The following is a 26813-nucleotide window of genomic DNA, read 5'->3' on the forward strand; positions in this document are numbered from 1 at the left end:
CCGGGATTAGTAGCTGTAGCCGAGGCCGACCAGCAGCAGGTCGGCGTCGCGGTGGTAGTCGGTGACGACGCGGTTCAGCGACAGCGTGCCGACGACCCGCTTGCTGAAGTGGTAGCGGCTCGCGACCGACACCAAGCCCGCCTTGTGCGAACGCGTGCCCGGCACGTCATGCACTTCCAAGGCCAGGTATGGCCCCACACCCATCCCCAACTCCACTTCGCGGTTCAATGAACGGATCAGCCACAGCTGCGTCGCCACGCCGCTGCGGTGCGTGGGGGCCGAGGTGCCTTCCCTGAGCCCGGTCACGGTCCAGTCCACATAGCGCCCGATCGCGCGCCGGTATTCGATGCTGGTGGCCTTGGAACGCTCCGACTCCAGGCTGTTGACGATGCTTTGTCCGGCCAGCACCGTCACCGTGTCGTCGGTCGAGGTGCCGCCGTCCAGGTGCAGCTTGTCGCCGCGCACGCTGTCGAAGCGGTAGCCGACACCCACTAGCAGCGACGTGGTCGGATCCTTGGCGCCGGTCGGGATGACGCGGTTCAGCTGCACCTGCGTGTACCAGCGGTTGGGGTGGTGCCAGGTGGCCTGCACGCTGTAGATGGGCGCCCAGCCGTGGTCGTTGACGTAGGCCTCGCCGCCGCCACTCGGACGGGACGTGTCGAAGTAGAAGTACTGGCCCACGCCCACGCCCCAGGACAGGCCCTGTTCGTTGATGTGCGAGCGCAGCCACAGCTGGCCGGATACGCCATCTCGGTGGTGGTTGGTCGGGTGGCCTTCGTTCAGGTAGCCCAGGCTCAGGGCCAGGTAGTCGCCGACCGGCTGGGCGTAGTTGACGCCGACCGCGAACGAGTTCTGGTTGCTGCCGCTGACGCGCAAGGCGCCGCCTTGCATCGACAGGTCCTGGCCATGGGCGGCGGTCGCCAACAGGGCGGCGAGCAGGAGGGGGAGACGTTTGGACATAGGTGGTTTCGGTTTCTGTCAGGAATACTGTTGAGATTACCGGAAACTCAGGATGTGCCGCGCCATGTTGCTGGCGCGGCAATAATCACGGCTGAATTTGAACCTTGGTGATGTAGTACTCGGTCTCGCCGAAGCACTGGCTGGGCACGCCCTTGTGCTGGGCGTAGCTCAACACCACGCGCTTGCCGGTGGCCGCCATCAGCTGCTGGGCGACGGCGTCGTCGCGCACGCTGAATTCGAATTTCTCGGGGATGGCGCCAGGCATCGAGGTCAGCAGGATCTCGCCTTCCCAGGTCTTGCAGACCCAGCCCCGGCTGGAGAATTTCTGCAGGTAGCCGGCCCGCTCGCCGTCCGAGTAGGACACGTGCAGCATGACCCAGGTGTAGGCCATGAAGATCAGCAGGGCGGCAACCAGCAGGCCGACGAGGTAGAGCGTTACGCGTTTGGAAGTGGTCATGGATCGCTTGGGTTGAGTGCAATGTTTTTAATCTTATCACGCGGCCAGCCGGCGTTTGTAGCGTATCGATGACCACAGCGCCACCGCGATGAACGCCACCCCGGACAAACCGGTGAACCATTCCGGGATGTGGTATTTGACGCTGGCCAGCATGATCAGCGCCAGGATGCCGATGGCGTAGTGGGCGCCGTGTTCCAGGTAGACGTACTCGTCCAGCGTACCCTTGTGCACCAGGAACACCGTCAGCGAGCGCACGAACATGGCGCCGATGGCCAGCCCCAGCATGATGATGACGACGTCGCTGGTGATGGCGAAGGCGCCGATCACGCCGTCAAAGCTGAACGAGGCGTCCAGCACCTCCAGGTAGAGGAAGCCGCCGAAGCTGCCGCGCGCCACCGTCGCCACCACCGCGCCGACGCCGGCCTCGGTGATGTCGTCATCGTCCTCCGGCGGGTCTTCTTCCAGCAGCGTGCTGATCCAGCCGACCGCCAGATACACCGCCACGCCGACCACGCCGGCCGTCAGCACCGTGTACTTTTCCGCCACCGGCACCAGGCCGACGCAGGCGAACACCGCGCCCAGCGTCACCAGCACGGCCAAGGTCTCGGTGCCGTGCTGGCCCAGTTTCTTTTCCATCCAGCCCAGCCAGTGCAGCTCTTTTTCCTCGTCGAACAGGAAGTTCAGGAACACCAGCAGCAGGAAGGCGCCGCCGAAGGCCGCCACCTGGGCATGGGCGCCGGTCAGGTGGCGGGCGTATTCGGCCGGGTTGGCGGTGGCCATGCGCCACACGTCCATCAGCCCCAGGCCGGTGGCCAGCGAGACGATCAGCAGCGGAAACAGCAGCCGCATGCCGAACACCGCCACGACGATGCCGACCGTCAGGAACAGCTTTTGCCAGAAAGTGTCCCAGTGCCGCAGCACCGAGGCGTTGACCACCGCGTTGTCGAAGGACAGCGACACTTCCATCACGCCCAGCACGGCGGCCACCCACACCGCCTGCAGCAGGCCGGTGGCGCCGCCGTGCGCGTAGCCCCACCAGGCGGCCAGCGCCATCAGGACGAAGGTGATGGCAAATGAGATTCTGAAGTGTTGCATCGTTATATTTATTGAAAGGGAACAATGGCCTGAATTTTATATTACTTGCTTCCGTCGCTGTGGGGCCATCTGCGATAATTGCGGCACAAAAATGCAAAGGAACCACCGATGGACATCGCTTACCTCGTCACCCCGCTGATTACCTGGATCACGGTCGGGCCGCTCAAGTTTCTGATTAATAGCGCCAAGGCGCGCAAATGGGCGTTCAACCTGGTCGGCAACGGCGGCTTTCCCAGCAATCACAGCGCCGTGGTGTCCAGCATGGCGACCCTGATCGCGCTGCGCGAGGGCATCGGCCATCCGGCGTTCGGCGTGGCGGTCACGCTGTGCTTCATCGTCATCATCGACGCCAACAGCCTGCGCCAGCACGTCGGCAAGCAGGCGGCGGCGATCAACCGGCTGGCCAAGGAAGACGGCGGCCACACCTGGCTGCGCGAGCGCATGGGCCACACGCTGGTGGAAATCGGCGGCGGCCTGTGCACCGGCATCGCCATCGCCCACGCCATCCACGCCATCTTCGGCCGCGGCTGATCCGGCGGGTTGCCGGTGCGCCGTCCTGGCGTGCCGGTTCTTCTGTTCTTTTGGCCGCTCCCGGCTATCCTGAGATTTCACCGTTTATCCCAGCATTTGGCAATTCAGCCACGATTTTTGCCGTCCAGTCGCACGTCGATTGACCGATACCGGACAGTCGGAGATACTCTGCGCCCTGTAGTCTGGCTAAAATTTTAATAAGTAGTCGAGCACCCACGTGCCACTTTCTCGGAGAACTGTATGTTGCGCAAAACCCTTCTAGCTCTCGCCGTCGCTTCAGCCCTGGTTGCCTGCGGCAAGTCCTCCAAGGAGCCTGAAAAGGCAGGCGCCAGCGCCTCGGCCACCGCGTCCAAGGACGGCAAGGATGGCAAGTCCGCCCCCCCGGCCGTGCTGTCGCTGGCCCCGGAAGACATGCTGACCATCGAAACCAACGCGCTGGCCTCCGGTCCGGTGATCACCGGTTCGGTCCAGCCTGAGCGCAAGGCCGACCTGCGCGCCGAAGTGAGCGCCGTGGTGTTGCAAGTAATGAAGGAAAACGGCGAAACCGTCAAGAAGGGCGACATCCTGGTGCGCCTGGACGAAACCTCGATCCGCGACGCCCTGAACTCGGCCGACGAAGCCACCCGCGCCGCCCAGCAGACGCTGGAGCAGGCCACCCGCATGTTCGAGCGCCAGAAAACGTTGCGTTCGTCCGGCATGGTGTCGACCCAGGCGCTGGAGGATTCCGAGATCCGCCGCAACAATGCCCAGAGCGAGCTGGCCGGCGCCAAGTCGCGCTCGGTGGCCGCCCACCAGCAACTGACCCGCACCCTGGTGCGCGCACCGTTCGACGGCATCGTCAGCGAGCGCAAGGTCTCCAACGGCGACACCGCCGCCATCGGCAAGGAACTGATCAAGGTGATCGATCCGGCCAGCATGCGCTTCGAAGGCCTGGTGTCGGCCGACAAGATCGGCGAGGTCAAGGTCGGCCAGCAGGTCAGCTTCCGCATCAACGGCTACCAGAGCCGCGACTTCAGCGGCCGCGTCAAGCGGGTCGATCCGTCGGCCAACGCGGTCACGCGCCAGGTTGAAGTGCTGGTCGAGTTCGCAGGCAAGGACATGCCGGGCGTGGCCGGCCTGTACGCCGAAGGCCGCGTCGAATCGAACGTCGCCAACGCCCTGATGATCCCCGATTCGGCGCTGGTGACCAGCGGCGACCATACCTACACCTGGCGCGTCAACGGCAAGGCCTTGGGCAAGGTGGCGCTGAACATGGGCGTGCGCGATCCGCGCACCGGCCAGTGGGAAGTGCGCAGCGGCCTGGCCGCCGGCGACCGCGTGCTGCGCGTGCCGAACTCCGGCTACAAGGATGGCCAGGGCGTCGAGCTGAGCGCGCCGAAAGTGGCGGCGGCCGGCAACGGCGCGGCCCAGGCGTCGGCGGCGCCGGCCCAAAGCACCGCAACGAAAGGGAACTGATCCATGTTCTTATCCGATTTCAGTATCAAACGGCCGATCGCGACCATCGTCCTGCTTGTCGCCATGATGTGCCTGGGCTTGCTGGCGCTGAAGAAGTTGCGCGTCAACCAGAACCCGGACGTCGAGGTGCCGTTCATCATCGTCAGCGTGCCGTATCCGGGCGCCTCGCCCGACACGGTCGAGCGCGAGATCGTCAACCGGCTGGAGAAGCCGCTGCAAGCGATTTCCGGCGTGACCAAGCTGGAGAGCGCGGCCAACGAAGGCTCGGCGCAGATCTTCATCGAGTTCAGCTTCAAGAAGAACCTGATCGAAGCGTCCGACGAGATCCGCAACGCGATCGCCTCGGTGCGCTACAAGCTGCCGCTGGAGATGCGCGAACCGGTCTTGCAGCGCATCGATCCGGCCATGGATCCGGTGATGCAGATTTCCTTGTCGTCGACCAGCCAGAGCCATGCCGAAATTTCGCGCCTGGCCGAGGACATGTTGTCGGACCGCTTCCGCGCGGTGGACGGCGTATCGCAGGTGCAGGTCAACGGTTCGCTCAAGCGCGAACTGTCGGTGCTGCTGCATGCGGAAAAGCTGCGTGAATATAACGTCTCGGTCAGCGACGTGGTCAACGCGCTGCGCAACCAGAACACCAACGCACCGGTGGGCAAGGTGCGCGGCGTACTGGACGAGAAGAGCATCCGCCTGGTGGGCCGCATCATCACCCCACGCGAGTTCGAGGGCGTGGTGGTCAAGCGCCGCGGCGACGAAGTGGTGCGCCTGGCGCAACTGGCCACCATCGAGGACGGCTTCGCCGAAATCAACGGCCTGAGCATCCGCAGCGGCAAGCCCAACGTCGGTATCGCCATCTCCCGCTCGCGCGACGCCAGCGCGGTGTCGGTGGCGGCCAAGCTGCGCGAGGAAATCAAGGCGGTCAACGCCACGCTGCCGCAAGGCACCAAGCTGGAAATCACCCGCGACGGCGGCGACGATTCGCAGCGCAGCCTGAACAACGTGATCGACACGCTGGTGCTGGGCGCGGTGCTGACCATCTTCGTGGTGTATGCCTTCCTGAACTCGTGGCGCTCGACCCTGATCACCGCGCTGAGCCTGCCCACCTCGGTGGTGGCGGCCTTCATCGCGGTGTGGCTGTGCGGCTTCACCCTGAACTTCATGACCCTGCTGGGCCTGTCGTTGGCGATCGGCGTGCTGATCGACGACGCCATCGTGGTGCGGGAAAACATCGTGCGCCACATGCAGATGGGCTCGGACCGCCGCACGGCGGCGCTGAACGGCACCGCCGAGATCGGCATGGCCGTGGCCGCGACCACCTTCTCGATCATCGCGGTGTTCATTCCGGTGGCCTTCATGCCGGGCATTTCCGGCGAATGGTTCCGTCCGTTCGCGCTGACCGTGACCTGCTCGGTGCTGGTCAGCCTGGGCATCTCGTTCACGCTCGATCCGATGCTGTCGGCCTACTGGGGCGACCCGGTCGACCACCACACGGCGCCGAAAAAAGGCCTGGGCAAGATGCTGCAGAAGTTCAACGACTGGTTCGACCACCAGTCCGACCGCTACGGCCGCGTGATCGCCTGGGCGCTGCATCACCGCCGCTGGATGGCCATGATCGCCTTCGGCACCTTCGTCGGCGCCATCGGCTTGCATATCAAGTGGGGCGGTTCGAGCTTCCTGCCGGCGGCCGACCGCAGCACCATCGCCATCGACGTGCGCATGCCGCCTTCGGGCAGCGTGGAGATCGCGCGCCGCAAGATGGAAACCATCGCCGCGATCGCCCGCACGATTCCTGAAACCAAGGACACCAACTCCAACATCAACGCCGGCGGCGGCCGTATCTACCTGGACATCGGCAAGCGCCAGTTCCGCAAGCGCACCGCCTTCGACATCGGCGCCGAGCTGCGCGACAAGATGAGCCATATCGCCGGCGCCGAGATCTCGGTGATCGACGACCTGGGCAACCAGGGCAAGCCGGTACAGATCGAATTCACCGGCCCGGATTCGCGTCGCCTGATGGAGATCACCAACGCCTATATGGACAAGCTGCGCCAGATCCCCGGCGCGGTGGACGTCGGCCTGTCGCAGCAGGACCCGAAGAACGAGCTGCAGATCGAGCTCAATCGCGGCCTGGCCAACTCGATGGGCATTTCCGTCAACGATGCGGCGCAATCGCTGCGGGTGGCGTTTGCCGGCGTCGAAGTGGGCGACTGGGTCGATCCGACCGGCGAATCGCGCGACGTCGCGGTGCGCCTGGCGCCGGAAGACCGCGTCAGCGCGGAAAACATCGAGCGCCTGCCGATCTCGGTGACCGGCACCAACCAGATGGTGCCGCTGGACCAGATCGCCACGATCACGATGGGCAAGGGGCCGTCCACCATCGAGCACAAGAACGGCAAGCGTACTGTGACCGTGTCGGCCAACGTGCAGGGCCGCTCGCCGGGTGAAGTGACGGCCGACGCCATGAAACTGGCCCAAGCCATCGACTTCCCGCCGGGCTACGGCCTGGACTTGGGCGGCGACGGCAAGAACCAGAGCGAGCTGTTCACGGAAATGGCGATCGCGCTGGTCATGGGCATCGGCCTGATGTACCTGATCCTGGTCATCCAGTTCGGTTCGTTCACGGCGCCGGTGGCGGTGATGCTGTCGCTGCCGCTGTCGCTGATCGGCGTGGTGCTGGCGCTGTTGATCACCAAGAGCACGCTGAACCTGATGAGCTTTATCGGCGTCATCATGCTGATGGGCCTGGTCGCCAAGAACGCCATCCTGCTGCTCGACGCGGCGCGCAAGCGCGAGGAAGAGGGCTACGGCCGCGAGGACGCGCTGATGTATGCGGGCCGCATGCGCCTGCGTCCCATCCTGATGACCACCTTCGCGCTGATCGCCGGCATGTTCCCGGTCGCGCTGGGGCTGGGCGAGGGCGGCGAGTTCTACCGTCCGCTGGCGATCGCCATCATCGGCGGCACCATCACCTCGACCATCCTGACCTTGCTGGTGGTGCCGACTTTCTACGACAGCATCGAGATCGCCAAGGATCGCGCCATCGCCAAGTTCCACCGCCGCGCCGTGCGCTGGACGGCTGCTCCGGCCCTGGTCATGACCCTGGTTGAAGGCCTGCTGACGCTGATCTTCGTGCGCTTTGTGTTCCGCATGGTGATGTGGGTGGTGTACAAAGTCACCGGCAAAGGTGGTCGCACCATCCCGGCCGGCGCGCTGGACCCGCACTAAGCTGAATTGAAACAGGCTCCTGAACGGAGTCTGTTTTTTTTGAGGAGGTGAGGACTACGCCGCCTTGCGCCGGCGGGCCATCCATCCGATCAGTCCCAAGCCGGCCAGCAGCATGGCGTAGCTATCGGCCTCGGGTACTGGACTTAGCAGGAAAGCCTGGCTTGCATATTTGCCGTTGGAGGCGATGCCGACGATCTGACCCCGGTCGTTAATGCCCGTCGCCCTTTGCAAAACCCAGCCGTCACTAGCCAGTTCGGGGCTGAGGAAGCTATTCAAGTCGATCGCGGTGTCGCCGTTCCACAGCGTGGCGTGGTAAATCGTCGATGTGGCGTTGCGCGTGTACCCCACTGTTTGGCCGATATTGTTGATGCCAGTTGCGATGGCGCTGTCCATGCTGCCGGTGCCGAGATCATGCAGCGCTCCGCCGTTCCACAGGACGGCGTGATTGCTCAGATTGCCACTGATGCTGGCCCATCCGGCTATGACGCCCGCGTCATTGATGGAGGTTGCCCAGCTATTCGGCCCACCCAGGGTGCCGAGGTCGGTGATCGTGTCCGAATCAGCGTTCCAGCTGACTGCGTGTCTCATACCGCCGCGGCTGTTGACAAAAGAGCCACCCGCTATGGTCCCGGCGTTGTTGATGGCGATGGCTTCGCTGGTGTTTTTGCCGCCGCTGAGGGAAGCGAGCACGGTCGCCTGGTTGCCGTTCCACATGATGGCCTGCGCCGCAAGCTGGCCGGGCAACGATCCATAGCCGACCACCGCTCCTGCGTGGTTGATGCCGAACGCCATCGTGTCGGCGCCGTCGGGTGCCAAGGCGGACGGCTGGCCGCCGGTCCATCGGGTCGCCTGTGATAGGGGGCCGAGCTGAGCATTGCCTGCGACTTGCCCCAGATCGTTGATGGCTGTGCCATTGGTGGGCGCGGCGGCCCAGTTCAGGTAGCTTACCGTTGATCCGCTCCAGACGGCAGCTTGACCGTCGATATTGCCGGTGATCTGGCCGGCGTTGTTGATTGCCGCCGCGGTCGAGCCGAAGCCGCCGCTGAATGGCGTCAGTTGCTGCAGCCTGTATTGTGAGGTTGTTGCCGCAGCGTCGCAGGCGAACGCCAGCAGTATTGCTCCGTTCAGTGTTGCCATTACGGGTACTCTGGCTTGCATAGTTACTCCATGGTCTACAGGGATGGTTGTAAAAATAACAATTGTAATCATTGCTTTGCATTTTATGCAAAACATTCGACGCCATATGACCATATTGCTGCTTGCAGGCTGTAAGTCGTTGTTTTTGCGACGCTAAAAAGGAACGGTCTGGTTTGTTTTTTACTTTTGGTATGCAGAGCAAGTGCTCGGTTTCAAGACTTTAATTAGAGCTTTAACTCTAACGACTTGCCTTTTGCATAGTTTTATAAATGTAGTATGCTGCTGCCCTTCCTGCACCGGTTTTGGCGCAAGAATCCAGAAAAACCTGGCGCAGTGCCGCCACTTATAAAAGCGAGACCACCATGCAACACAAATACCTCCCCCTGATCATTGCCGCCGCGCTCAGCGCCATGTCCGCCGGCGCCAACGCGTCCGGCTACCGTTTCGGCTCGCAGAGCGTGTCGGCCCAAGGCACGGCTGATTCCAACGCCGCCGAAGCCAACGACGCAACCACCATCTTCTACAATCCGGCCGGCATGTCCCGCCTGGATGGCATGCAGATCAGCGCCGGCGCCACCATGGTCGTGCCGCACTCCACCTTTACCGACAGCGGCTCGACCCGTTTCACCCACACCCCGACCGGCGGCACCGCCGCCAGCGACTACGTGCCTAGCCAGGTCACCGCGCCATCGTTCTACCTGAGCAAAAAACTGAACGACCAGTGGGCCGTCGGCGTCGGCATGTTCGTGCCATACGGTACCAAGATCACTTACGGTAACACCTGGACCGGCCGCTACGCGCTGTCCGACGTCAAGCTGGAATCAGTCACCTTGAACCCGTCGGCTTCGTTCAAGCTGAACGAACACCACGCCTTCGGCTTCGGCATCGACGCCGAATTCATGAAAGCCAACCTGGGCCAGGCAGTCGATGTGCCGGGTTCGATGATGGCGCTGGCGGGCACGCCGCAGGGTGCGGCGCTGAAGAACAAGATCGGGGCGATCGGCGGCAACACGCAACTGCTGGACAGCGTCAAAGACGCCCACGGCGCCAACGACGGCAAGGACTGGGGCTGGGGTTTCAACCTGGGCTATCTGTACACCCTGGACCAGAACACCCGCTTCGGCCTGACCTACCGCTCGTCGATCTCGCACCAGCTGCGCGGCAGCACCGTGTGGGACTTCTCGAAAGTGACCACCGATCCTATCGTCAACGGCGTACTGCAAGCCGCATCGCACAAGGCCAACTCGGCCGCGCTGGTCGCGCTGCGTACGCCTGAGACGCTGTCGGCCAACGTGTTCCACCAGTTCGACTCGAAGTGGGCCGGCATGGCGGACGTGACCTTCGTGCGCCACAATCGTCTGGGCGACCTGGACATCCAGTTCCCAGGCACCGCCGAAGGCGCCGAAGTGATCCGCCAGCAGTGGAAAAACACCGTGCGCGTTTCGCTGGGCGGCAACTACGTCTACAACGAAAACCTGACCCTGCGCGCCGGCCTGGCCTACGACGAATCGCCCGTCAAGAACGCCGAGCTGACCCATCCAGCGCTGCCGGATAGCGACCGCATGCAGTACTCCTTCGGCGCCAACTGGAAGCTGAACGCCCGCTCGTCGATCGACCTGGCCTACAGCTTCCTGGACTTCAAGGATGCGCAGATCAACTACACCAACGCCTGCAACCCGCTGGCGACCGCTTGCACGGGTAACGGCGAAACCACCCGCGGCACGTTCAAGACCCACCTGTCGCTGATCGGCATCGCCTACAACTACAAGTTCTAAGCCGGAACGTCGTAGCGAAAAGGACCTTCGGGTCCTTTTTTTACGCCTATTGGTTGGTGGTGGGCGGTGGTGCGCTGCTTTGCTGCGCCGGCGGCGGCGTGGTGGCCGGTGCGGCCGGTTCAGGCGTGGTCACGCTGGGTGTGGGCGGCTGGTCCGCCGGGCGCTTGTTGCAGCCGCCCAGCAGGGCGACCGACATGGCCGCGCCCAGTAAAAGTCGGGAGGTAAGGGGTAGGGAAGTCATCATTTTTTCCTTTCAACTAAGGGAGAAAATTAGACCGCTCCGCCGGCTGGCGGTTCCCTCGATGTTGGTTATTATTGAATAGATTTTGCGTATGGCAACAATGGTAGGCTGTCATGGTATTCCAACCAACTGAGGCGAAACACATGATTGTGAATGTATCGAAAAAGGCAGCGCCAGCGGCGCTGCTGGCAATGACCTTGGCCGCCTGCGGCGGCGGCGGTGGCGGTGGCGGCACATCCGCCCCGAACACTAGCGCGCCGGTGGTGATCACCAGCTTCCCTGTGCAGCAAGCGCTGGGCTACGCTTACACCCATGGTCTGCAGTCGAGTCTGACGATAACGGGCACCAGCAGCAATGGCTCCACCGTCATTCCGTTGACAGGCACGCTCACCTACACGCTCGGCGCCGCAGTCAACGCCACGTTCAACGGCGTAGCCGCGCTGCAAGCGACGGAAACCATCAACGGAACATTGACCGGTGCCGGCACTACGCAACCGCTGACCATTTCCGGCCAGTTGTATGTGACCCCCCAGTACGCGCCGATCGGTTCGACCGAGTCGGGCGCGTATTGCGCGGCGACCAGCTCGGCGGGCTATCCGGCCAACGCGACCGCCGGGCAGGCCGGCGACATCGCGTCCTTCAGCTGCTACACGGACAGCACCAAGCGCACGCTGACCAGCACGCAAAAAATCACCTATGCCACCACGGCCGGCAGCGACAGCGGCAGCCTGAATTTTCAAATGCTGAGCACGGTGTTCGACGCCAGCAACAAGGCGGCGGCCACCACCACCACCACGTACTCGGTCTCGGCGGCGGGCATACCGAAACTGGTCCGGGTACAGCTGACCGGCATCGAAAACGGCATCAGCGTCGACCTCGACGCCAAATAAGCGCCGGCGGTTCGGCCGTTCAGGCGGCCTTGCGGTCGCTGTCGATGGGCAGCTCGGCGTCGCTGTTGAAGACGGCCAGGTCGGTCTCGCCCAGCACCCGGCTGGTGACGGTGCCGGCGGCGATCGAGCCGCTGACGTTGAGCGCGGTGCGGCCCATGTCGATCAGCGGTTCGATCGAGATCAGCAGGCCGGCCAGCGCCACCGGCAGGTTCATCGACGACAGCACGATCAGCGCGGCGAAGGTGGCGCCGCCGCCGACCCCGGCCACGCCCACCGAACCGATGGTGATGATCGCCAGCAGCGGGGCGATAAAGGCCAGCGTGAACGGATCGATGCCGACGGTGGGCGCGATCATCACCGCCAGCATGGCCGGGTAGATGCCGGCGCAGCCGTTCTGGCCGATGGTGGCGCCGAACGAGGCCGCGAAGTTGGCGATGCCTTCCGAGGTGCCCAGGCGCAGCGTCTGCGTCTGCACGCTCATCGGGATGGCGCCGGCGCTGCTGCGCGAGGTGAAGGCGAAGGTCAGCAGCGGCAGGATTTTCCTGACGTAGCGCGCCGGGTTGAGGCCGGCGCCGGCGACGAGCGCCAGGTGCACGCAGAACATCAGGATCAGCGCGCTGTACGAGGCCAGCACGAAGTCGATCAGGTGCAGGATGTCGGTGTAGCTGGAGGTCGACACCACCTGCGCCATCAAGGCGAACACGCCGTAGGGCGTCAGGCGCAGCACCAGCGTGACGATGCGCATGACGATGGCGTGCGCGACCTGGATGAAGCGCTCGAACGCGGCGAACACGTCCGGCTTCTTGTCGTGGATGCCGGTGGCGGCGATGCCGATGAACACCGAGAAGATCACCACCGCGATGGTCGAGGTCTTGCGCCCGCCGGTCATGTCGAGGAAGGGATTGGCCGGGATGAAGCTCAACAGCATGCTCGGCAGCGAGATCGCCTGCGCCGCCTCGACCTTGCCTTGCAGGTAGACGCCGCGCGCGACGTCGGCGGCGGAGGCGGTCAGGCCGACCGCGCTCAGCTGGAACAGCTTGGCCATCAGGATGCCGAGGCCGGCCGCGATCAGCGTGGTCAGCATCAGCAGGCCGATGGTCAGCGCGCTGATCTTGCCCAGCGAGTTGATGCCCTTGAGCTTGATGATGGCGGAAATGATGGACACCATAATCAGCGGCATGACGATCATTTGCAGCAGCTTGACGTAGCCGGAGCCGACGATGTCGAGGTAGTCGCCGGTGGTCTTCAGTTCGGTCGCGCTGGCGCCGTACAGTGCTTGCAGCGCGGCGCCCAGCAGCACGCCCAGCCCCATGCCGGTGAACACCCGCACCGAAAAGGACGCATGGCGGCGCTGCTGCGCATACAGCGCGCCGAGCAAGGCCAGCGCCGCCAGCAGGTTGAGAATTACGTTGATCGTCATGGATGGCCCTTTGCTGCCCGAATGAAGCGCTTATTCTATATGCGAATGCCGATCAGTACGCCAGCGCCATCCGCTAAAAGACGAATATTTGGCGATATCCTTATGCAGTTTTCATTCCAGCTCCGGGGGCGGCCAACCTGAAGAGGCCGTTTCGCTTATATAATCGCAACACACACAATTCATGGAAGCGCTGCGATGAAATCCTTGTTGGCCCTGATGTTAGTCTCGAGTGCGGCCATGGCCGATGATGGCGCCATGCTGCGTTGCCGCCAGTTGACTGAGGCTCCGGCCCGCTTGAGCTGCTACGACGCGATCCAGCTGGGCGCGCCGGTCCCGGCAATGGCAGCGGCAACGGCAGCGGTGACGGTAGCGGCGCCGCCGACCAAGGTGGACCTGGAGCGCAATTTCGGCGCGGAAAACGCGTCGCCGGCGATCAAGCTCGATTCGATCGAGAGCAGCATCGTTGGCAATTTCGACGGTTGGGTGCCCAAGCAGCGCATCCGCCTGGCCAACGGCCAGGTGTGGATGGTCAACGACGACAGCCAGGAAGACCTGAGCCTGGTCAATCCCAAGGTCAAGGTCGAGCGCGGCCTGATGGGCGCGATCTACATGGACATCGACGGCGCCCGCACCGCCCCGCGCGTCAAGCGCATCAAATAAACCACGGGGGTCAGTCTGACATTCGGACACGGCCTCTGCCGTAGCGGCCGCTACGGCAGAGGCCGTGTCCGAATGTCAGACTTGACCCCCGCTTAGCCAGATGTCGAAGCGGGTCGTGCCTTGGCCGGTGGCGGCCAGGCGATAGGTGTAGCCGTGACGGTTCAGCACTTCCCGCACAAACAGCAGGCCGATGCCCTGGCCGCCTTTCTTGGTGGTGAAGAAGGGCGTGAACAACTGCCGCGCCGGCACGTCGCCCAGTAGGTCGCCGGAGTCGATCACCGACAGCCGCACGCCGTCGGCCTCGCTGGCCAGCACGAACTCGATCGTCTTCTCGCCGGCCGCATCGGCCGCCCGCGCTTCCACCGCTTCCATCGCGTTCTTGACCACGTTCAGCAGCGCCTGCTCCATCAGGTGGCGGTCGAGGGCGATGGCCGGCACCTCGTCGCAGCGCTGCCAGGCGATGCGGATGCCGCGGCTACGGCACGGCTCGCGGTACAGGTAGAGGATGTCGTCCATGATGGCGCGCACGGCGTTGGGCCGCAGCTCCGGCGCCGGCATCTTGACCACCCGCGTGAAGCGTTCGATGAACTCGCCCAGGCTGACGTTGCGGCGCTTGACGGCGACGATGGCGGTGCTGAAATCTTCGCCGTCGCGCTCGGCTAGCTGGCTGCGGTAGTACAGCAGCGAATCGAGCACCGAACCGGTGGCCGCCACCGTGTTGTTGACCTCGTGCGCCAATACGCGGATCAGCTTGTCGTAAGTGGCTTTCTCCGAACTCTCCAGTTCGGCCGTCAGCTCCTCGATCAGCAGGAAGTGGCGGGCGAAGCCGCGGTCGTAGAAATGGCCGCGCTGGCCCCGGTAACGGCGGCCGTCGGTGTCGGTCAGCAGCTGGCTGTCGCCCAGCGGCAGCGCGTCGAGCTGGGCCAGCAGGCCGGGATGGTGAGGGTCGGCGTCCGCCGGCAGGCAGGCCGACAGCGGCTTGCCCTTGGCGTCGTCCCGCTTGAGCAGCGTGTGCGCGCTGGCGTTGAGCAGGCTGATGCGGCCGTCGAAATCGAATACGATGACCGCGCTCGGCGTCGCCTCCAGCAGGCGGTCGAGGAAGCCTTGCTGTTCGCCCAGCTGCAAACGCTCCTGGTACAGCGCGCCCAGCATGGTGTTGAACAGCTGGACCAGCTCGTTCAATTGCGGATCGCCGCTTTGCTGCAGGCGCGCCGCGTAGTGCTGGTCTTGCAGCAGGTCGTGGAAGTGGCGGGTGTAGCCCAGCGGCTCGAGCGCGCGGCGGATCAGCAGCACGCCCAGCGCAAAGCTCAGCAGCACCACCGCCTCCAGCCCCAGCATCAGCAGCGGCGACTGGTGGAACAGGCTGATGGTCAGGCCCAGGAACAGCAGGTGGGCGGCGCCCAGGTAGCCGTACAGGCTGCGGCGCAGGCTCATGCGCGCGCTTCGTGGTCGGACTCGGACCCGGCGTCGCCGCCCAGGCCGTGCCGCTCCAGCCGCCGGTATAGCGCGGTGCGGCTCAGGCCCAGCGCCTTGGCCACGCGCGAGATATTGCCCTGGTGCTGCTCCAGCGCCTTGGCGATCATGTGGCGCTCCACCTGTTCCAGGGTCATGCCGTCCACGCCCAGGCTGGACGAGCGCGGCACGCCGCCGCCGCCGTTCTGATGCTGCTCGGCGGCGATGAAGTCGGCCTGTTTCAGTTCGCTCTTGCCGACCAGTAGCAGCGTGCGCTCCAGCGTCTGCTTGAGCTGGCGGATATTGCCTGGCCACGGCTGTGCGCTCAGCCACTCCAGCGCGGCCGGCGCGATGCTGGCCGACCCCAGGCCATAGCTGTCCGCTACCTGGACGATGATATGACGCGCCAGCAGCGCGATGTCGCTGCGCCGTTCGCGCAGCGGCGGCAGGCGGATGGTGATCAGGTTGAGGCGGTAGAACAGGTCTTCGCGGAACTCGCCGCTGGCCACCAGCTCGGCCAGCTCGCGGTTGGTGGCCGACACCACGCGGATGTCGGCCCGTTCCATGCGGCTGGCGCCGACCGCCTGGTAGGTCTGGTCCTGCAGCACGCGCAGCAGCTTGACCTGGTCGGCGCGGTTCAGCTCGCCGATCTCGTCGAGGAACAAGGTGCCTTCGTGCGCGCTGGCGACGTGGCCCTTGCGGTCGGTCTTGGCGTCGGTGAAGGCGCCGCGCACGTGGCCGAACATCTCGCTCTCGAACAGCGACGGCGTGATCGCCCCCATGTTGATCTTGACGATGGGCCGCGCCGCGCGCGGGCTGTTGCGGTGCAGGGCGTCGGCGATCAGCTCCTTGCCGCAGCCGCTCTCGCCCAGGATCAGCACCGGCGCCCTGGTGGCGGCGACTTGTCCGATGGTCGACAACACCTTCAGCAGCCGCGGATGCTCGCCGACGATGCCGCTGAAATCGAACTGGGCGTCGAGCGCGGCGCGCGTCGGACAGCCGGCAGGGGCGGGCGCGGCGGTGTCGAGCGTGGTGCGGATCAGCTCCATCAGCTGGGCGTTGTCCCAGGGCTTGGTGAAGAAGTTGGCGGCGCCCGCCTGCACGCCCTTGACCGCCAGCGCGATCGAGCCCCAGGCCGTCATCAGCAGCACCGGCAACGCCGCTTGCAACTGCTTGATCTCGGCCAGCAGCTGCAGGCCTTCCTCGCCGCTGGTGCGCAGCGAGAAGTTCATGTCCTGCAGCACCAGGTCGACCGGCTGGCGCGCCAGCTGCGCCAGCGCCTGCTGCGGATCGTCGCAGCACACGGTGTCGAAGCCGGACTGCTTGAGCAGCAGCGCCAGCGACACCTGTACCGCGCTGTCGTCGTCGACAATGAGTATGCGTTGCTTTAGGGATGATTCCATCGATTCAAACAGCCTTATTCATAGTGCAGCGCCTGGGTCGGGCTCAGGCGCGCGGCGCGCCAGCCCGGATAGAGCGAACAGAGCAAGGATAGCAGATAGATCACGCTGGCCGATAGCGCGGTCGCCATCAAAAACACCGCCCAGTTCAAGCTGTCGCCCAGCACGCCGGTCAACGGCAGCTGCACCAGCAACAGCAGCGCGATCAAGATGGCGCCCGAACTGAGCAGCATCTGCTCGACGATGATCTGGCTGTAGATATGGCCGGAATCGGCGCCGATGGCGCGCCGCAGGCCGATCTCCGGGATGCGCTGGGTGGTGTTTTGCCACAGCACGCCGAACAGGCCGAACGCCACCATCACCAGCAGGAAGGCGGCGATCACCGCCAGCACCGTCAGCGGAATGGTCAGCGCCTTGAGCATCGTGGTGCGCATGTCGACCGTCGGCGAAATGGTGTAGCTCCAGTCGTTGCGCACCAGCTTGAGCTGGCGGTTGAGCGCCGCCTCGAAGGTGCGTGGCGTGCCGGGCCGCACCTTGAGCTGGATCGCATCGAGCGAACCGCCCTCGGCGCCGATCTGATGGCGCACCAGCATGAAGTTGGTCGGTGACATGAACTCGCCCTGGCTGCGGAATTCCTCGACGATGCCGACCACCTTGTACTGCTTGAGCGCCTTCTTGGGCTTGTCCTCATCCTCGCTGAACACCTGGCCTAGCACCGGCTTGCCGCCGGAGAGTTTCTGCGCCAGGCGGCGGTTGATGACCACCGGCTGCTCGGCCGCGCCATCGTCCGCCCGCGAGAACCAGCGGCCCTCGGCCAGCGTCATGTGGGCCACGGCGGGAAATTCATCGCTCATCTGGAACAGGTTGGAGACAAATTTGCGCTTGCCTTCGCGCAGCGTGAATTCGCTGGTCCAGTTCGACATCTCGTAGACCGGGAAGCTGGTGAAGCTCACTTCCTCCACTTCCGGCAAGGCCTTCAGGCTCTGGCGCAGCTTGTCGTAGATCTGCGGATCGGCTTCGATGCCGCCCTCGGTGCGGGCGTTGAGCGCGACCGACCACAGGTCCTGGTAGCTGAAGCCGGTCGGCATCTGGTACAACTGGTAGCTGCGCAGGGCGAACGCGCTGATGGCGAACACCACCACGAAGGCCAGCAGGATCTCCAGCGACAGCATCATATTGCGCGACTTGCGCTTCCAGATCAATTTCAGTAAGTGGCGCAGCATTATGCGGCTCCTTTCAAGGCGTGGACGGGGTCGAGGCGGGACATCTTCCAGGCCGGCAGCACGCCGGACAGCAGGCCGAACACGGTCGCCAGCAGCAAGCCCATGCCGAACACGGCCAGGTTCAGTTCCACCTGCAGATAGGGGATCAGGCCCGAGCCTTCCAGCCACCACAGCACCACGCGCGCGCAGACCAGGCCGATCAGGCCGCCGGCCAGGCACAGCAGCACATTCTCCAGCACCAGCTGGCGCACCAGGTGGCCGCTGGTGGCGCCGAAGGCCTTGCGCACGCCGATCTCGCTGCTGCGTTCGAGGATGCGGCCGGTGTTCAGGTTGACCAGGTTGAGCGCCGGCAGCGCCATGAACAGCAGCATCAGGCCGCCGATGATGAGCAGCAGCGTGGCGGCGCCGGAATCGGCCCCCTCCCGCTGCAACAGCATGCGGGCGAACAAGTCGAGCTTGCTGTCGCCCCAGATGCGGGCGATGTTGTATTGCTTGGGATCGTCGAACACCACGGTCTTGGCGGCGGCCTCGATGTCGCGCTTGATGCGCGGCAGGTCGGCGGCCGTGTGCGCCAGCACCATGAAGGAGAAGTTGCCGAACAGCTGGTTGCGGTAGTCGGTCGACGGGAAGGTGGTGATGGGTGCCCAGATATCGGCGAAGGCGTTCAGGTGCATGGCGTCTTCGACCACGCCGATGACGGTGAAGTACTGGCCGCCGATGCTGATCTTCTGCGCCAGCGCCGGCAGGCCGGGGAACAGCTTGCGCGCGGTGCTGGCGTTGATCACGGCGACGAAGCGGCCCTGGTCGACGTCGGCCTGGTCCGGCACGCGGCCTTGCAGCAGCTTGAAGTCGAGGATTTTCCAGTACTCGGCGTCGGTGCGGCGCATCATCAGCTCGCTGACTCGGCCCTCCTGATAGACCGACACGGTTTCCGGCATGGTGACGGCCGATACCGCCTCCACGCCCGGCAGCGGCTTGATGTATTTGTCGATCAGCTTGAAGCCGAGCGGGCTGCGGCGCACGCCCTTGCCCTCGGTGTGGCGGGCCTCGATCAAGATGGCCTGTACGAAGCGCTCGCTCTTGCCTTCCACCCCGGACGGATAAAAAGCGTTCTGCAGCAGCGCCGTGACCACCAGCAGCACCACCAGGGTCAGCACGATGCACAGCAGGTTGATGGCGGTGAACAGCTTGCGGCGCATGAAGACCTTCCACGCGGTCAGCAGATAATTCCTGAACATGGCCTCTCCTTAAGCGACCAGCTGGCCGTCGAACACGCGCACGATGCGGCTGGCGAGTTTGGCTTCCTGCTCGTCGTGGGTGACCATCACCACGGTCGTGCCTTCGCTGTTGAGCTTGAGCAGGATGTCCATCACTTCCTGGCCCATCTTGCTGTCCAGGTTGCCGGTCGGCTCGTCGGCCAGCAACACCTGCGGCTGGCCGACGATGGCGCGGGCGATCGCCACGCGCTGCTGCTGGCCGCCCGACAGCTGGTTGGGGTAGTGGTCCATGCGGGCGCCCAGGCCGACTTTTTCCAGCGCCTCGCGCGCCAGCCGCTGGCGCTTCTTGGCCGACAGGTCGCGGTACAGCAGCGGCAGCTCGACGTTGTCGATCACGCGCAGGTCGTTGATCAGGTGGAAGCTCTGGAAGATGAAGCCGAAGGTGTTGTTGCGCAGCTTGGCCACATGCTTGTCCTTGTACGAGGCCACCGGCGCGCCGCCCACGTGGATGGCGCCGCTGCCTGGACGGTCCAGCAGGCCGATCAGGTTCAGCAGCGTGCTCTTGCCGCAACCGCTGGGGCCCATGATGCAGACGAATTCCGATTTCTCGACATGCAGGTCGATGTCTTTCAGGGCCAGGGTTTCGACTTTGTCGGTCTGGTAGGTTTTGCTGACTTTGCTCAGGCGTATCATGATGTGGTCCTTTCGATGACGTTATTGGGCGACGCGTATGCTGTCGCGTTCCTTGTAGCGGGTGGTGTCTGAAATGATGAGGCGGTCGCCGGCGCGGGCGCCGGCCAGGATCTCCACGGCCTTGCCGTCGCTGGCGCCGATGTTGAGCGTGGTCTTGCGGGCCACGCCGTCGCGCACCACGAAGATGTCTTGCGGGCCGCGGCCGTTGAAGGCGGGGCCGTAGTCGGCCAGCAGGGTGTGCTGTTTTTGCTCGGTGACGATGTTCACCTCCACCCGCAGCTTGTTGCGCAGCATCGGATGGTTGGGCTGGGCCAGGGTGACCAGCAGCTTGACGGTGCCGTTCTGGATTTCCGGCAGGATGGTCTGCACCACGCCGTCCAGCCGCACATTGCCTTGCTCGACGCGCACCGCCTGGCCGGCGTTGAGCGCGCGGGCGTGGAAGTCGGACAGCGAGGCTTCGACCTTGTAGTTGCTCAGCTCGGAGACCTTGGCCACCAGCTGGCCGGTGGCCAGGCTGGCGCCTTCGTCGGCCAGCAGCCAGCTCAGCATGCCGGCGAACGGTGCGCGCACCTGGGTTTGCGCCAGCAGCTCCTGTTGCTGTTGCAGCTGCTTTTGCAGGATGTTCTTTTGCAGCCGCGCGCCCTCGATGCTGGACGAGGTGACGCGCTTGCCGTCGTCGATCTGCTCGTGCTGCTGGCGCAGCTGGATCTCGGTGCGCTTGACGTTCAGCTCGGCCGTCAGCAGATCCTCGGCCGAGACGCCGCCGGCCTTGCGCAGCGTCTGGTAGCGGCCCAGCTTGACGCGGGTGGCCTGCAGGTCCAGCTCCAGCAGCTCGATGGCGCTGACGATCTGCTTGCGTTTCTGCTCCATTTCCAGGGTCAGCGCCAGGATGCGGTTTTCCTGCTGGGCCAGTTGCTCGCGGATGCTGTCGATCGCCAGCACGATGGTGCGGTTGTCCAGTTCCAGCAGCAGCTCGCCGGCCTTGACTTGCTGGCCCAGCTTGGCGTGGACCTTGGCGACGTGGGTCTGGATCGGACTGGACACCAGTTCCTCGTGGACCGGGATGACGATGCCGGAGGCGTTGATGGTGTTGGCGATATTGCCGACGCGGACCTCGGCCAGCAGCACGCTGCCGGCGTCGACGCTGGGGCTGACCGCGCGGTTGATGCCCCACGCGGCGGCGCACAGCGTGGCCAGCGCGGCGGCCAGGACCATGACGGTCTTGCGCCGGCGGCCGGAGATGATAGCAGGGTTGAGCGCCTGGTCCATGGGGTGCAATAAAGAGCTGAAGGTGTGCTCACTATTGCAATTGCCATGCCACATGGCGGGAATGGCCGCAAAGCCAGTCAAATCAAGGCTCTGGCGCGCGGCCGCCGGCCGGGCCGGTGGAGCGCGCCTGCCCGTCTCCGTTCAACACCGTCCGGTAACGGACACTTGCGGTCTAAGGACGGTGTCCATCCAGGCGCTTGCTCATGCCGGTGTAGGCGAAGCTGTGGCCGTCGATGCGGAACAGGTCGGGAGTCTCGCCGGTGTGCTCGAAGCCCTGGCTTTGGTAGAGCCGGATCGCGGGGGCGTTCACGGACAGCACTTGCAGGTCGATCCAGGCGAGTTGCGCCGACGTGCGCGCCCATTGCGCGGCGTGCTCGATCAGGCGTCTGCCCAGTCCCTGCTGGCGGAAGGCGCGGTCCACGCCCATGCCCAGCAGGCAGCGGTGGGCGGCGTAGCGTTCGGGATGGGCGCGCAGGTCGATGTGGCCGGCGATGCGGCCGTCGGCGGCGCGCGCCAGCCAGACGCGGCGCCAGCCTGGCGTGCCCAGTGGTGTTTGCATGCCGGCGCGGAAGGCGTCGGCCTTGTCGGCCGGGAAGCGCGAGTCGGCGCACGGCAGCGGCTGGAAGTAGGCGGTGTCGCCCTGGCCGTTGTCGGACAGGTGATCGTTGAGGTAGCGGAGAAAATCGTCGAAGCCGGCAGGCTCCAGCAGGTCGATGTGTAGTTGGCTCATAGGCCAATTGTAGCTGGCGGACGCGCGGTCCGCCAGCGGCCGGCTTAGGCGGCTAAGCGGTCGCGCCGGTTGCGCGGCGCGCCCAACGCCAGCGGCGATGGCTTGCGCTGGCCGGCCTTGTGGACCGACGCCGCGCGGCGGTCCGAGGCCAGCTTGAACACGCCCACCAGCTGCACCAGGTGATGCGCCTGGTCCTGCTGCGCCTCGGCGGCGGCGGCGGCTTGTTCGACCAGCGCGGCGTTCTGCTGCGTCACCGTGTCCATCTCGGCGATGGCCTGGTTGATCTGCTCGATGCCGGCTTCCTGCTCGTGGCTGGCGATGCTGATTTCGCCCATGATCGCCGTCACCGACTTGACGGCGGAGACGATGTCCTCCATGGTCGCGCCGGCTTCACCGACCAGCTCGGTACCGGCGGCGACCTTGCTCACCGAATCGTCGATCAGCGTCTTGATTTCCTTGGCTGCCGCCGCCGAGCGCTGCGCCAGCGTGCGCACCTCGGTGGCGACCACGGCAAAGCCGCGTCCCTGTTCGCCGGCGCGCGCCGCTTCGACCGCCGCGTTCAAGGCCAGGATGTTGGTCTGGAAGGCGATGCCGTCGATAACCGAGATGATGTCGACGATCTTGCGCGCCGAGTCGTTGATCTCGCCCATGGTGTGCACCACCTTGGCCACCACCACGCCGCCCTCGACCGCGATCTGCGAGGCGTTGGCGGCCAGCGTGTTGGCCTGGCGCGCGCTCTCGGAGTTCTGCTTGACGGTGGCGGTCAGCTCTTCCATCGACGAGGCGGTTTCCTCCAGCGAGCTGGCCTGCTGCTCGGTGCGCGAGGACAGGTCCAGGTTGCCGGCGGCGATTTCGGTGGCGGCGCTGACGATGGCGTCGGCGCCGCCGCGCACCTGGCCGACGATGCCGGCCAGGCTGTCGCGCATGGCCTGGATTGCGAACAGCAGGCTGCGCTGGTCGCCGCTGCGGGTGGCGATGGCAACGGCCAGGTCGCCGGCGGCGATCTGGCTGGCGATGCCGGCCACGTGGTCCGGTTCGCCGCCCAGCTGGCGCAGCAGCTGGCGCGAGATCAGCGCGGCCGCCGCCACGCCGATGACCAGCGACAGCAGGCCCAGCACGATGGCGACGTTGCGCGCCTCGCTGTAGGTGGCGTCCGCTTTCAGGCGGCCTTTTTCCATCGCTTCGCTCTGGTGGGCGATCAGCGCGTCCAGGCTGTTCATATAGGCCAGTTGCAGGTCGCGCATGTGCGTCAGCATGGTGTCGACGGCGCCGTCGAGGTCGTCGGCCTGGCGCTTGCGCATCACCTCGTCGAGCGCCGCCTCGTAGGGCGCGCGCGTCGCTTGCACGGCGGCGAACAGCTGGCGTCCGGTCGCGGACTTGACCATGGTCGCCAGCGTTTGCGTGGTGGCCTCGATCTCCTTGCGCTGGGCGGCGATCACCGCCAGTTCCTTGGCAGCCTTGGCGTCGTCGCGTATCAGCAGCGCGTTGCGCAGCGAGCGGGCGATCTGGTTGCTGTGGTTGAGGATGGCCTGCGCCTGCACCACCTTGGCGTAGTTTTCCGTGACGATGGCGTCGGTGCCGTCATTGAGCTTGCCGAGGCTGGCAATATTTTGCACGCTGGCGATGGCCAGCATCAGCAGGATGGCGCCGAAGCCCAGGCCCAGCCGGGTACTTACTTTGAGATTGTTGAGGTTCATTTGCGATTCATGGGGCGGTCGGCCGCGCTTGTGTTTGCGGGCCGTGAATATACATTAAGATTTGTTGCGTTGCAATAAATTGACTGGATGGCGAAGGCGCCATGCTATGATCGAAACTCCTATTTCTTGCGAAATAAACTATTCATGGCCCATCGATCACGCCGTTGGCTGGGTGCCGGATTGTTGATGTTGACGCTGGCCGGGGCGGTCTCGGCGCAGCAGACCAGCTACACCTTCGGCGTGGTGCCGCAGGAGTCGGCGTCGCAGCTGGCCGCCAACTGGACGCCGGTACTGACGGCCTTGTCCGACCAGGCCGGCATCAGGATCAGCTTTGCGACGGCGCCCGACATCCCTACCTTCGAGCGCCGCCTGGCGGCCGGCGAATACGATTTCGCCTACATGAATCCCTACCATTTCGTGGTCTACAACGCCAAGCCCGGCTATCACGCGCTGGCGCGCGCCAAGGGCGAACGTTTGCGGGCCGTGGTGGTGGTGCGCAAGGACAGCCCGCTGCGCGAGCTCAAGGACCTGGCGGGCGCCACGCTGGCCTTCCCGACGCCGGCCGCGTTCGGCGCGACGCTGCTGGTGCAGGCCGAATTGCGGCGCCAGGGCGTGCCGCACAAGGCCGCCTTCGTCAAGTCGCACAATTCGGTGTACCTGGATGTGGCCAAGGGCTTGTATCCGGCCGGCGGCGGCGTGCCGCGCACGCTGGATCTGCTCGACAGCCGCGTCTCCAGGGAGTTGCGGGTGTTGTGGGCCAGCCCGCCCTTCACCACGCACGCCATTGCCACCCGTCCCAAGCTGGACCCGGCCGTGCGCCAGCGCGTGCTGGCGGCGATGATGCAGATGAACCTGGAACCGCTGCAACTGAAGCTGCTGGCCGGGATCGGCTTCGACGGTTTCGAGCCGGCCCAGGACCAGGATTGGGACGATGTGCGCCGGCTGGCGATTTCGCCGGCGGATGCCCGGATACAGGAATAGGGTATGCGCCTGGCCCTGAGCTTCCGCGCCAAGACCATCCTCGGCATTGCGTTGATCGAAGCGCTGCTGCTCGGCGTGCTGGTGTTCAGCGTGCTGCATTTTCTGCGCGAGTCCAACGAACAGCAGGTGTTGCGCCACGCGCGCGTGACGGCGGAGACCTTTGCCGCCATGTCGCGCGACGCGGTGATCAGCCACGACCTGGAAAGCTTGCAGTCGTTCGCGCGCCAGCTCAGCAGCACCGAGGGCACCTTGTATGCGCAGGTGCTCGACGCCGACCAGCGCGTGCTGGTGGAAGCGGGTCAGCCGGCGGCGCTGGCCAAGGCCTTCGTGCCGCACGCCTCGCTGGCCGAGGCCAGCGACGGCATGTTCGCCATCGGCAGTCCGGTGGCGGTGGCCGGCGTCAATTACGGCAGCGTGCGGCTGGGTCTGGATGTCGCCAGCCTGGAGCAGACGCTGGCGGCGGCGCAGCGCTGGAGCCTGGGCCTGGCCGCGCTGGAAATGGCGCTGGTGGCGCTGTTCTCGCTGCTGCTGGGGCGTTATCTGATCCGGCAGATCGCGCAGTTCACGCGCGGCGCGCAGATGATCGCGGCCGGCCAGCTGGGCGGCCAGCTGGAGGTGGTGGGCGACGATGAAATCGCCCAGGCCACGCGCGCCTTCAACCACATGTCGCAAGTGATCTTGCAGGGGCGCGAGACGCTGGAGGCGCGCGTGCGCGAGCGCACCGAGGAGCTGTTGCGCGAGCGTGACGCGGTGCTGGTCGAGCGCAACCGGGCCGAGACCGCCACGCGCGTCAAGAGCCAGTTCCTGGCCACCATGAGCCATGAGATCCGCACGCCGATGAACGGCATCCTCGGCATGCAGCACCTGCTGCGGCTGACGGAGCTGAGCGCGCAGCAGCGCGACTATGTCGACAAGACCTACGCGGCGGCCCATTCGCTGCTGGGCATCCTCAACGACATCCTGGATTTTTCCAAGGTCGAAACCGGCAACCTGGTGCTGGAGCGGGTGCCGTTCAACCTGGAGCAGATGCTGCGCAACCTGGCGCTGATCCTGGGCGCCAGCGTGCAGGACAAGCCGGTGGAGGTGCTGTTCGACCTCGATCCGGCGCTGCCGTCCGATGTGCTGGGCGACCAGCTGCGGCTCAACCAGGTGCTGGTGAACCTGGCCGGCAACGCCATCAAGTTCACCGAGCGCGGCTCGGTGGTGGTGGGCGTGCAGCTGCAATATTGCGACGCCAGCCAGGTGCGGCTGTATTTTTCCGTGCGCGACACCGGCATCGGCATCGCGCCGGAGCAGCAGGGCAGCATCTTCGATTCCTTCACCCAGGCGGAAAGCTCGACCACGCGGCGCTTCGGCGGCACCGGCCTGGGCCTGGCCATCAGCCGGCGGCTGGTGCGTCTGATGGGGGGCGAACTGCGGGTCGACAGCGCGCCCGGTGTCGGCAGCACCTTCTCGTTCGCGGTGGCGTACGGGCGGATGGCGACGGGCGCGCCTCGGGCGCCGCTGCCGCTGAAGGCGCTGGTGGTCAGCGCCAGTGAGCAGTCGCGGCAGCTGCTGCAGGCGATGATCGCAGGTTTTGGCGGCCAGGCGGACGGGGTCGCCGACATGGCGGCGGCGCAAGCCTTGCTGGACGCCCAGCCCGCGTATGAGCTGGTCCTGCTCGACGGCGTGGACAGCTGGGACCATGCGGCGCGCCTGCGCCGGCAGCGGGCGGTGGCCTTGGTCGCGCTGGCCAACGCCGAGGCCACGCATGACCTGCATCAGCGCATGCGCCAGGACACCGGCGTGCTGGACCAGGTTCTGATGAAACCGCTGACGCCGGCCATGCTGTACGAAGCGCTGCGCCGCATTGCGCCGGCGGACGGCAGTGGCGACGCGCCGCCGGCCGCAGTGGCGGCGCCGACGTGCCGCCTGGCCGGGCTGCGGCTGTTGCTGGTGGAGGACAATCCGCTCAACCAACAGGTGGCCAGCGCGCTGCTGCAACTGGAGGGGGCTGAGGTGGACGTGGCCAACAACGGCCGCGAAGGCGTGGACCAGGTGTTGAACGGCCCGTCCTACGACGCGGTGTTGATGGATATGCAAATGCCGGTCATGGACGGCAACGAGGCCACCCGTCTGCTGCGGGCGCAGGGCTACACCGGCCTGCCCATCCTGGCGCTGACCGCCAACGTGCTGGAAGCAGAACGCGACGAATGCCGCGCCGCCGGCGTCGACGACTTCATCGCCAAGCCGATCGAGTTCGAAAACATGGTCGCCATGGTGGCCAGATACTGCGCTCCGGCGGTCCAGCGCGCCTGAAAATTTT

The 26813-nt window shown here is 65.3% G+C and carries 22 protein-coding genes; 8 read left to right on the top strand and 14 right to left on the bottom strand.

Going from position 1 to position 26813, the window contains the following annotated elements:
* Nucleotides 1-6 precede the first annotated feature (6 nt).
* From AC07OK_RS11270 to AC07OK_RS11280, 3 genes are all read right to left on the bottom strand, one after another.
* Nucleotides 7-960, bottom strand: a complete 954-nt coding sequence (locus AC07OK_RS11270) for a hypothetical protein (protein WP_494690391.1) — start codon at nucleotides 958-960, stop codon at nucleotides 7-9.
* An 85-nt stretch (nucleotides 961-1045) separates the two neighbouring features.
* Nucleotides 1046-1417 (bottom strand): DUF8785 domain-containing protein, encoded by a 372-nt coding sequence (locus tag AC07OK_RS11275; protein WP_494690392.1) that lies wholly within the window; start codon nucleotides 1415-1417, stop codon nucleotides 1046-1048.
* Between the two features lie 36 nt (nucleotides 1418-1453).
* A complete protein-coding gene (locus AC07OK_RS11280; protein ID WP_494690393.1) occupies nucleotides 1454-2512 on the bottom strand; it encodes a DUF475 domain-containing protein in 1059 nt (352 codons plus the stop codon).
* A gap of 108 nt (nucleotides 2513-2620) precedes the next feature.
* Here AC07OK_RS11280 and AC07OK_RS11285 point away from each other — a divergent pair, with 108 nt between their 5' ends.
* From AC07OK_RS11285 to AC07OK_RS11295, 3 genes are all read left to right on the top strand, one after another.
* Nucleotides 2621-3043: a divergent PAP2 family protein gene (locus tag AC07OK_RS11285; protein WP_494690394.1), complete on the top strand. Its 423-nt coding sequence runs from the start codon at nucleotides 2621-2623 to the stop codon at nucleotides 3041-3043.
* A 240-nt stretch (nucleotides 3044-3283) separates the two neighbouring features.
* Complete coding sequence (locus tag AC07OK_RS11290) at nucleotides 3284-4498, top strand: efflux RND transporter periplasmic adaptor subunit (RefSeq protein ID WP_494690395.1); 1215 nt, start codon at nucleotides 3284-3286, stop codon at nucleotides 4496-4498.
* Nucleotides 4499-4501: 3 nt separating this feature from the next.
* Complete coding sequence (locus AC07OK_RS11295) at nucleotides 4502-7723, top strand: efflux RND transporter permease subunit (protein ID WP_494690396.1); 3222 nt, start codon at nucleotides 4502-4504, stop codon at nucleotides 7721-7723.
* A 54-nt stretch (nucleotides 7724-7777) separates the two neighbouring features.
* On the opposite strand, the gene AC07OK_RS11300 is transcribed toward AC07OK_RS11295, so the two are convergent.
* Nucleotides 7778-8860 (bottom strand): FxDxF family PEP-CTERM protein, encoded by a 1083-nt coding sequence (locus AC07OK_RS11300; protein WP_494690397.1) that lies wholly within the window; start codon nucleotides 8858-8860, stop codon nucleotides 7778-7780.
* 362 nt (nucleotides 8861-9222) lie between these two features.
* Here AC07OK_RS11300 and AC07OK_RS11305 point away from each other — a divergent pair, with 362 nt between their 5' ends.
* Complete coding sequence (locus AC07OK_RS11305) at nucleotides 9223-10635, top strand: OmpP1/FadL family transporter (protein ID WP_494690398.1); 1413 nt, start codon at nucleotides 9223-9225, stop codon at nucleotides 10633-10635.
* A 46-nt stretch (nucleotides 10636-10681) separates the two neighbouring features.
* Here the strand turns inward: AC07OK_RS11305 and AC07OK_RS11310 are convergent, their stop codons facing one another.
* Complete coding sequence (locus tag AC07OK_RS11310; protein ID WP_494690399.1) at nucleotides 10682-10879, bottom strand: hypothetical protein; 198 nt, start codon at nucleotides 10877-10879, stop codon at nucleotides 10682-10684.
* Between the two features lie 140 nt (nucleotides 10880-11019).
* Here AC07OK_RS11310 and AC07OK_RS11315 point away from each other — a divergent pair, with 140 nt between their 5' ends.
* Nucleotides 11020-11766: a hypothetical protein gene (locus tag AC07OK_RS11315; protein ID WP_494690400.1), complete on the top strand. Its 747-nt coding sequence runs from the start codon at nucleotides 11020-11022 to the stop codon at nucleotides 11764-11766.
* Nucleotides 11767-11785: 19 nt separating this feature from the next.
* On the opposite strand, the gene AC07OK_RS11320 is transcribed toward AC07OK_RS11315, so the two are convergent.
* Entirely contained in the window at nucleotides 11786-13186 is a 1401-nt protein-coding gene (locus AC07OK_RS11320; RefSeq protein WP_494690401.1) for an L-cystine transporter, read from the bottom strand.
* A 195-nt stretch (nucleotides 13187-13381) separates the two neighbouring features.
* Here AC07OK_RS11320 and AC07OK_RS11325 point away from each other — a divergent pair, with 195 nt between their 5' ends.
* Complete coding sequence (locus AC07OK_RS11325) at nucleotides 13382-13846, top strand: hypothetical protein (protein WP_494690402.1); 465 nt, start codon at nucleotides 13382-13384, stop codon at nucleotides 13844-13846.
* 75 nt (nucleotides 13847-13921) lie between these two features.
* Here the strand turns inward: AC07OK_RS11325 and AC07OK_RS11330 are convergent, their stop codons facing one another.
* The 8 genes from AC07OK_RS11330 to AC07OK_RS11365 all read right to left on the bottom strand — a co-directional run bounded on the left by AC07OK_RS11330 (nucleotide 13922) and on the right by AC07OK_RS11365 (nucleotide 23527).
* Nucleotides 13922-15280, bottom strand: coding sequence for a sensor histidine kinase (locus AC07OK_RS11330; protein ID WP_494690403.1), 1359 nt, complete (start codon nucleotides 15278-15280; stop codon nucleotides 13922-13924).
* Entirely contained in the window at nucleotides 15277-16701 is a 1425-nt protein-coding gene (locus tag AC07OK_RS11335) for a sigma-54-dependent transcriptional regulator (RefSeq protein WP_494690404.1), read from the bottom strand. Before AC07OK_RS11335 ends, AC07OK_RS11330 begins: the two co-directional genes overlap by 4 nt.
* 14 nt (nucleotides 16702-16715) lie before the next feature.
* Complete coding sequence (locus tag AC07OK_RS11340; RefSeq protein ID WP_494690405.1) at nucleotides 16716-17921, bottom strand: ABC transporter permease; 1206 nt, start codon at nucleotides 17919-17921, stop codon at nucleotides 16716-16718.
* The gene (locus tag AC07OK_RS11345) at nucleotides 17921-19159 is read right to left on the bottom strand and encodes an ABC transporter permease (protein WP_494690406.1); all 1239 of its coding nucleotides are present in this window, start codon (nucleotides 19157-19159) and stop codon (nucleotides 17921-17923) included. Before AC07OK_RS11345 ends, AC07OK_RS11340 begins: the two co-directional genes overlap by 1 nt.
* Nucleotides 19160-19168: 9 nt before the next feature.
* Nucleotides 19169-19831 (bottom strand): ABC transporter ATP-binding protein, encoded by a 663-nt coding sequence (locus tag AC07OK_RS11350; protein WP_445232357.1) that lies wholly within the window; start codon nucleotides 19829-19831, stop codon nucleotides 19169-19171.
* A gap of 21 nt (nucleotides 19832-19852) precedes the next feature.
* Entirely contained in the window at nucleotides 19853-21100 is a 1248-nt protein-coding gene (locus AC07OK_RS11355; protein ID WP_494690407.1) for an efflux RND transporter periplasmic adaptor subunit, read from the bottom strand.
* 172 nt (nucleotides 21101-21272) lie between these two features.
* The gene (locus AC07OK_RS11360) at nucleotides 21273-21830 is read right to left on the bottom strand and encodes a GNAT family N-acetyltransferase (RefSeq protein ID WP_494690408.1); all 558 of its coding nucleotides are present in this window, start codon (nucleotides 21828-21830) and stop codon (nucleotides 21273-21275) included.
* A gap of 44 nt (nucleotides 21831-21874) precedes the next feature.
* Nucleotides 21875-23527, bottom strand: coding sequence for a methyl-accepting chemotaxis protein (locus tag AC07OK_RS11365; protein WP_494690409.1), 1653 nt, complete (start codon nucleotides 23525-23527; stop codon nucleotides 21875-21877).
* A gap of 186 nt (nucleotides 23528-23713) precedes the next feature.
* Between AC07OK_RS11365 and AC07OK_RS11370 the strand changes: the two genes are divergently transcribed.
* Together AC07OK_RS11370 and AC07OK_RS11375 are read left to right on the top strand one after the other, a co-directional pair.
* Complete coding sequence (locus AC07OK_RS11370) at nucleotides 23714-24508, top strand: phosphate/phosphite/phosphonate ABC transporter substrate-binding protein (RefSeq protein WP_494690410.1); 795 nt, start codon at nucleotides 23714-23716, stop codon at nucleotides 24506-24508.
* Nucleotides 24509-24511: 3 nt separating this feature from the next.
* Complete coding sequence (locus AC07OK_RS11375; RefSeq protein ID WP_494690411.1) at nucleotides 24512-26806, top strand: hybrid sensor histidine kinase/response regulator; 2295 nt, start codon at nucleotides 24512-24514, stop codon at nucleotides 26804-26806.
* Nucleotides 26807-26813: the final 7 nt, after the last annotated feature.

The organism is Duganella sp. GW821-FHT07G03, assembly GCF_059418605.1.

Coding starts and splice junctions, on each gene's coding strand:
- AC07OK_RS11355 (WP_494690407.1), bottom strand. CDS start 21,100: ATGGACCAGGCGCTCAACCCTGCTATCATCTCCGGCCGCCGGCGCAAG.
- AC07OK_RS11350 (WP_445232357.1), bottom strand. CDS start 19,831: ATGATACGCCTGAGCAAAGTCAGCAAAACCTACCAGACCGACAAAGTC.
- AC07OK_RS11315 (WP_494690400.1), top strand. CDS start 11,020: ATGATTGTGAATGTATCGAAAAAGGCAGCGCCAGCGGCGCTGCTGGCA.
- AC07OK_RS11330 (WP_494690403.1), bottom strand. CDS start 15,280: ATGAGCCTGCGCCGCAGCCTGTACGGCTACCTGGGCGCCGCCCACCTG.
- AC07OK_RS11270 (WP_494690391.1), bottom strand. CDS start 960: ATGTCCAAACGTCTCCCCCTCCTGCTCGCCGCCCTGTTGGCGACCGCC.
- AC07OK_RS11335 (WP_494690404.1), bottom strand. CDS start 16,701: ATGGAATCATCCCTAAAGCAACGCATACTCATTGTCGACGACGACAGC.
- AC07OK_RS11340 (WP_494690405.1), bottom strand. CDS start 17,921: ATGCTGCGCCACTTACTGAAATTGATCTGGAAGCGCAAGTCGCGCAAT.
- AC07OK_RS11325 (WP_494690402.1), top strand. CDS start 13,382: ATGAAATCCTTGTTGGCCCTGATGTTAGTCTCGAGTGCGGCCATGGCC.
- AC07OK_RS11370 (WP_494690410.1), top strand. CDS start 23,714: ATGTTGACGCTGGCCGGGGCGGTCTCGGCGCAGCAGACCAGCTACACC.
- AC07OK_RS11310 (WP_494690399.1), bottom strand. CDS start 10,879: ATGATGACTTCCCTACCCCTTACCTCCCGACTTTTACTGGGCGCGGCC.
- AC07OK_RS11290 (WP_494690395.1), top strand. CDS start 3,284: ATGTTGCGCAAAACCCTTCTAGCTCTCGCCGTCGCTTCAGCCCTGGTT.
- AC07OK_RS11305 (WP_494690398.1), top strand. CDS start 9,223: ATGCAACACAAATACCTCCCCCTGATCATTGCCGCCGCGCTCAGCGCC.
- AC07OK_RS11365 (WP_494690409.1), bottom strand. CDS start 23,527: ATGAACCTCAACAATCTCAAAGTAAGTACCCGGCTGGGCCTGGGCTTC.
- AC07OK_RS11285 (WP_494690394.1), top strand. CDS start 2,621: ATGGACATCGCTTACCTCGTCACCCCGCTGATTACCTGGATCACGGTC.
- AC07OK_RS11360 (WP_494690408.1), bottom strand. CDS start 21,830: ATGAGCCAACTACACATCGACCTGCTGGAGCCTGCCGGCTTCGACGAT.
- AC07OK_RS11345 (WP_494690406.1), bottom strand. CDS start 19,159: ATGTTCAGGAATTATCTGCTGACCGCGTGGAAGGTCTTCATGCGCCGC.
- AC07OK_RS11375 (WP_494690411.1), top strand. CDS start 24,512: ATGCGCCTGGCCCTGAGCTTCCGCGCCAAGACCATCCTCGGCATTGCG.
- AC07OK_RS11275 (WP_494690392.1), bottom strand. CDS start 1,417: ATGACCACTTCCAAACGCGTAACGCTCTACCTCGTCGGCCTGCTGGTT.
- AC07OK_RS11320 (WP_494690401.1), bottom strand. CDS start 13,186: ATGACGATCAACGTAATTCTCAACCTGCTGGCGGCGCTGGCCTTGCTC.
- AC07OK_RS11300 (WP_494690397.1), bottom strand. CDS start 8,860: ATGGCAACACTGAACGGAGCAATACTGCTGGCGTTCGCCTGCGACGCT.
- AC07OK_RS11295 (WP_494690396.1), top strand. CDS start 4,502: ATGTTCTTATCCGATTTCAGTATCAAACGGCCGATCGCGACCATCGTC.
- AC07OK_RS11280 (WP_494690393.1), bottom strand. CDS start 2,512: ATGCAACACTTCAGAATCTCATTTGCCATCACCTTCGTCCTGATGGCG.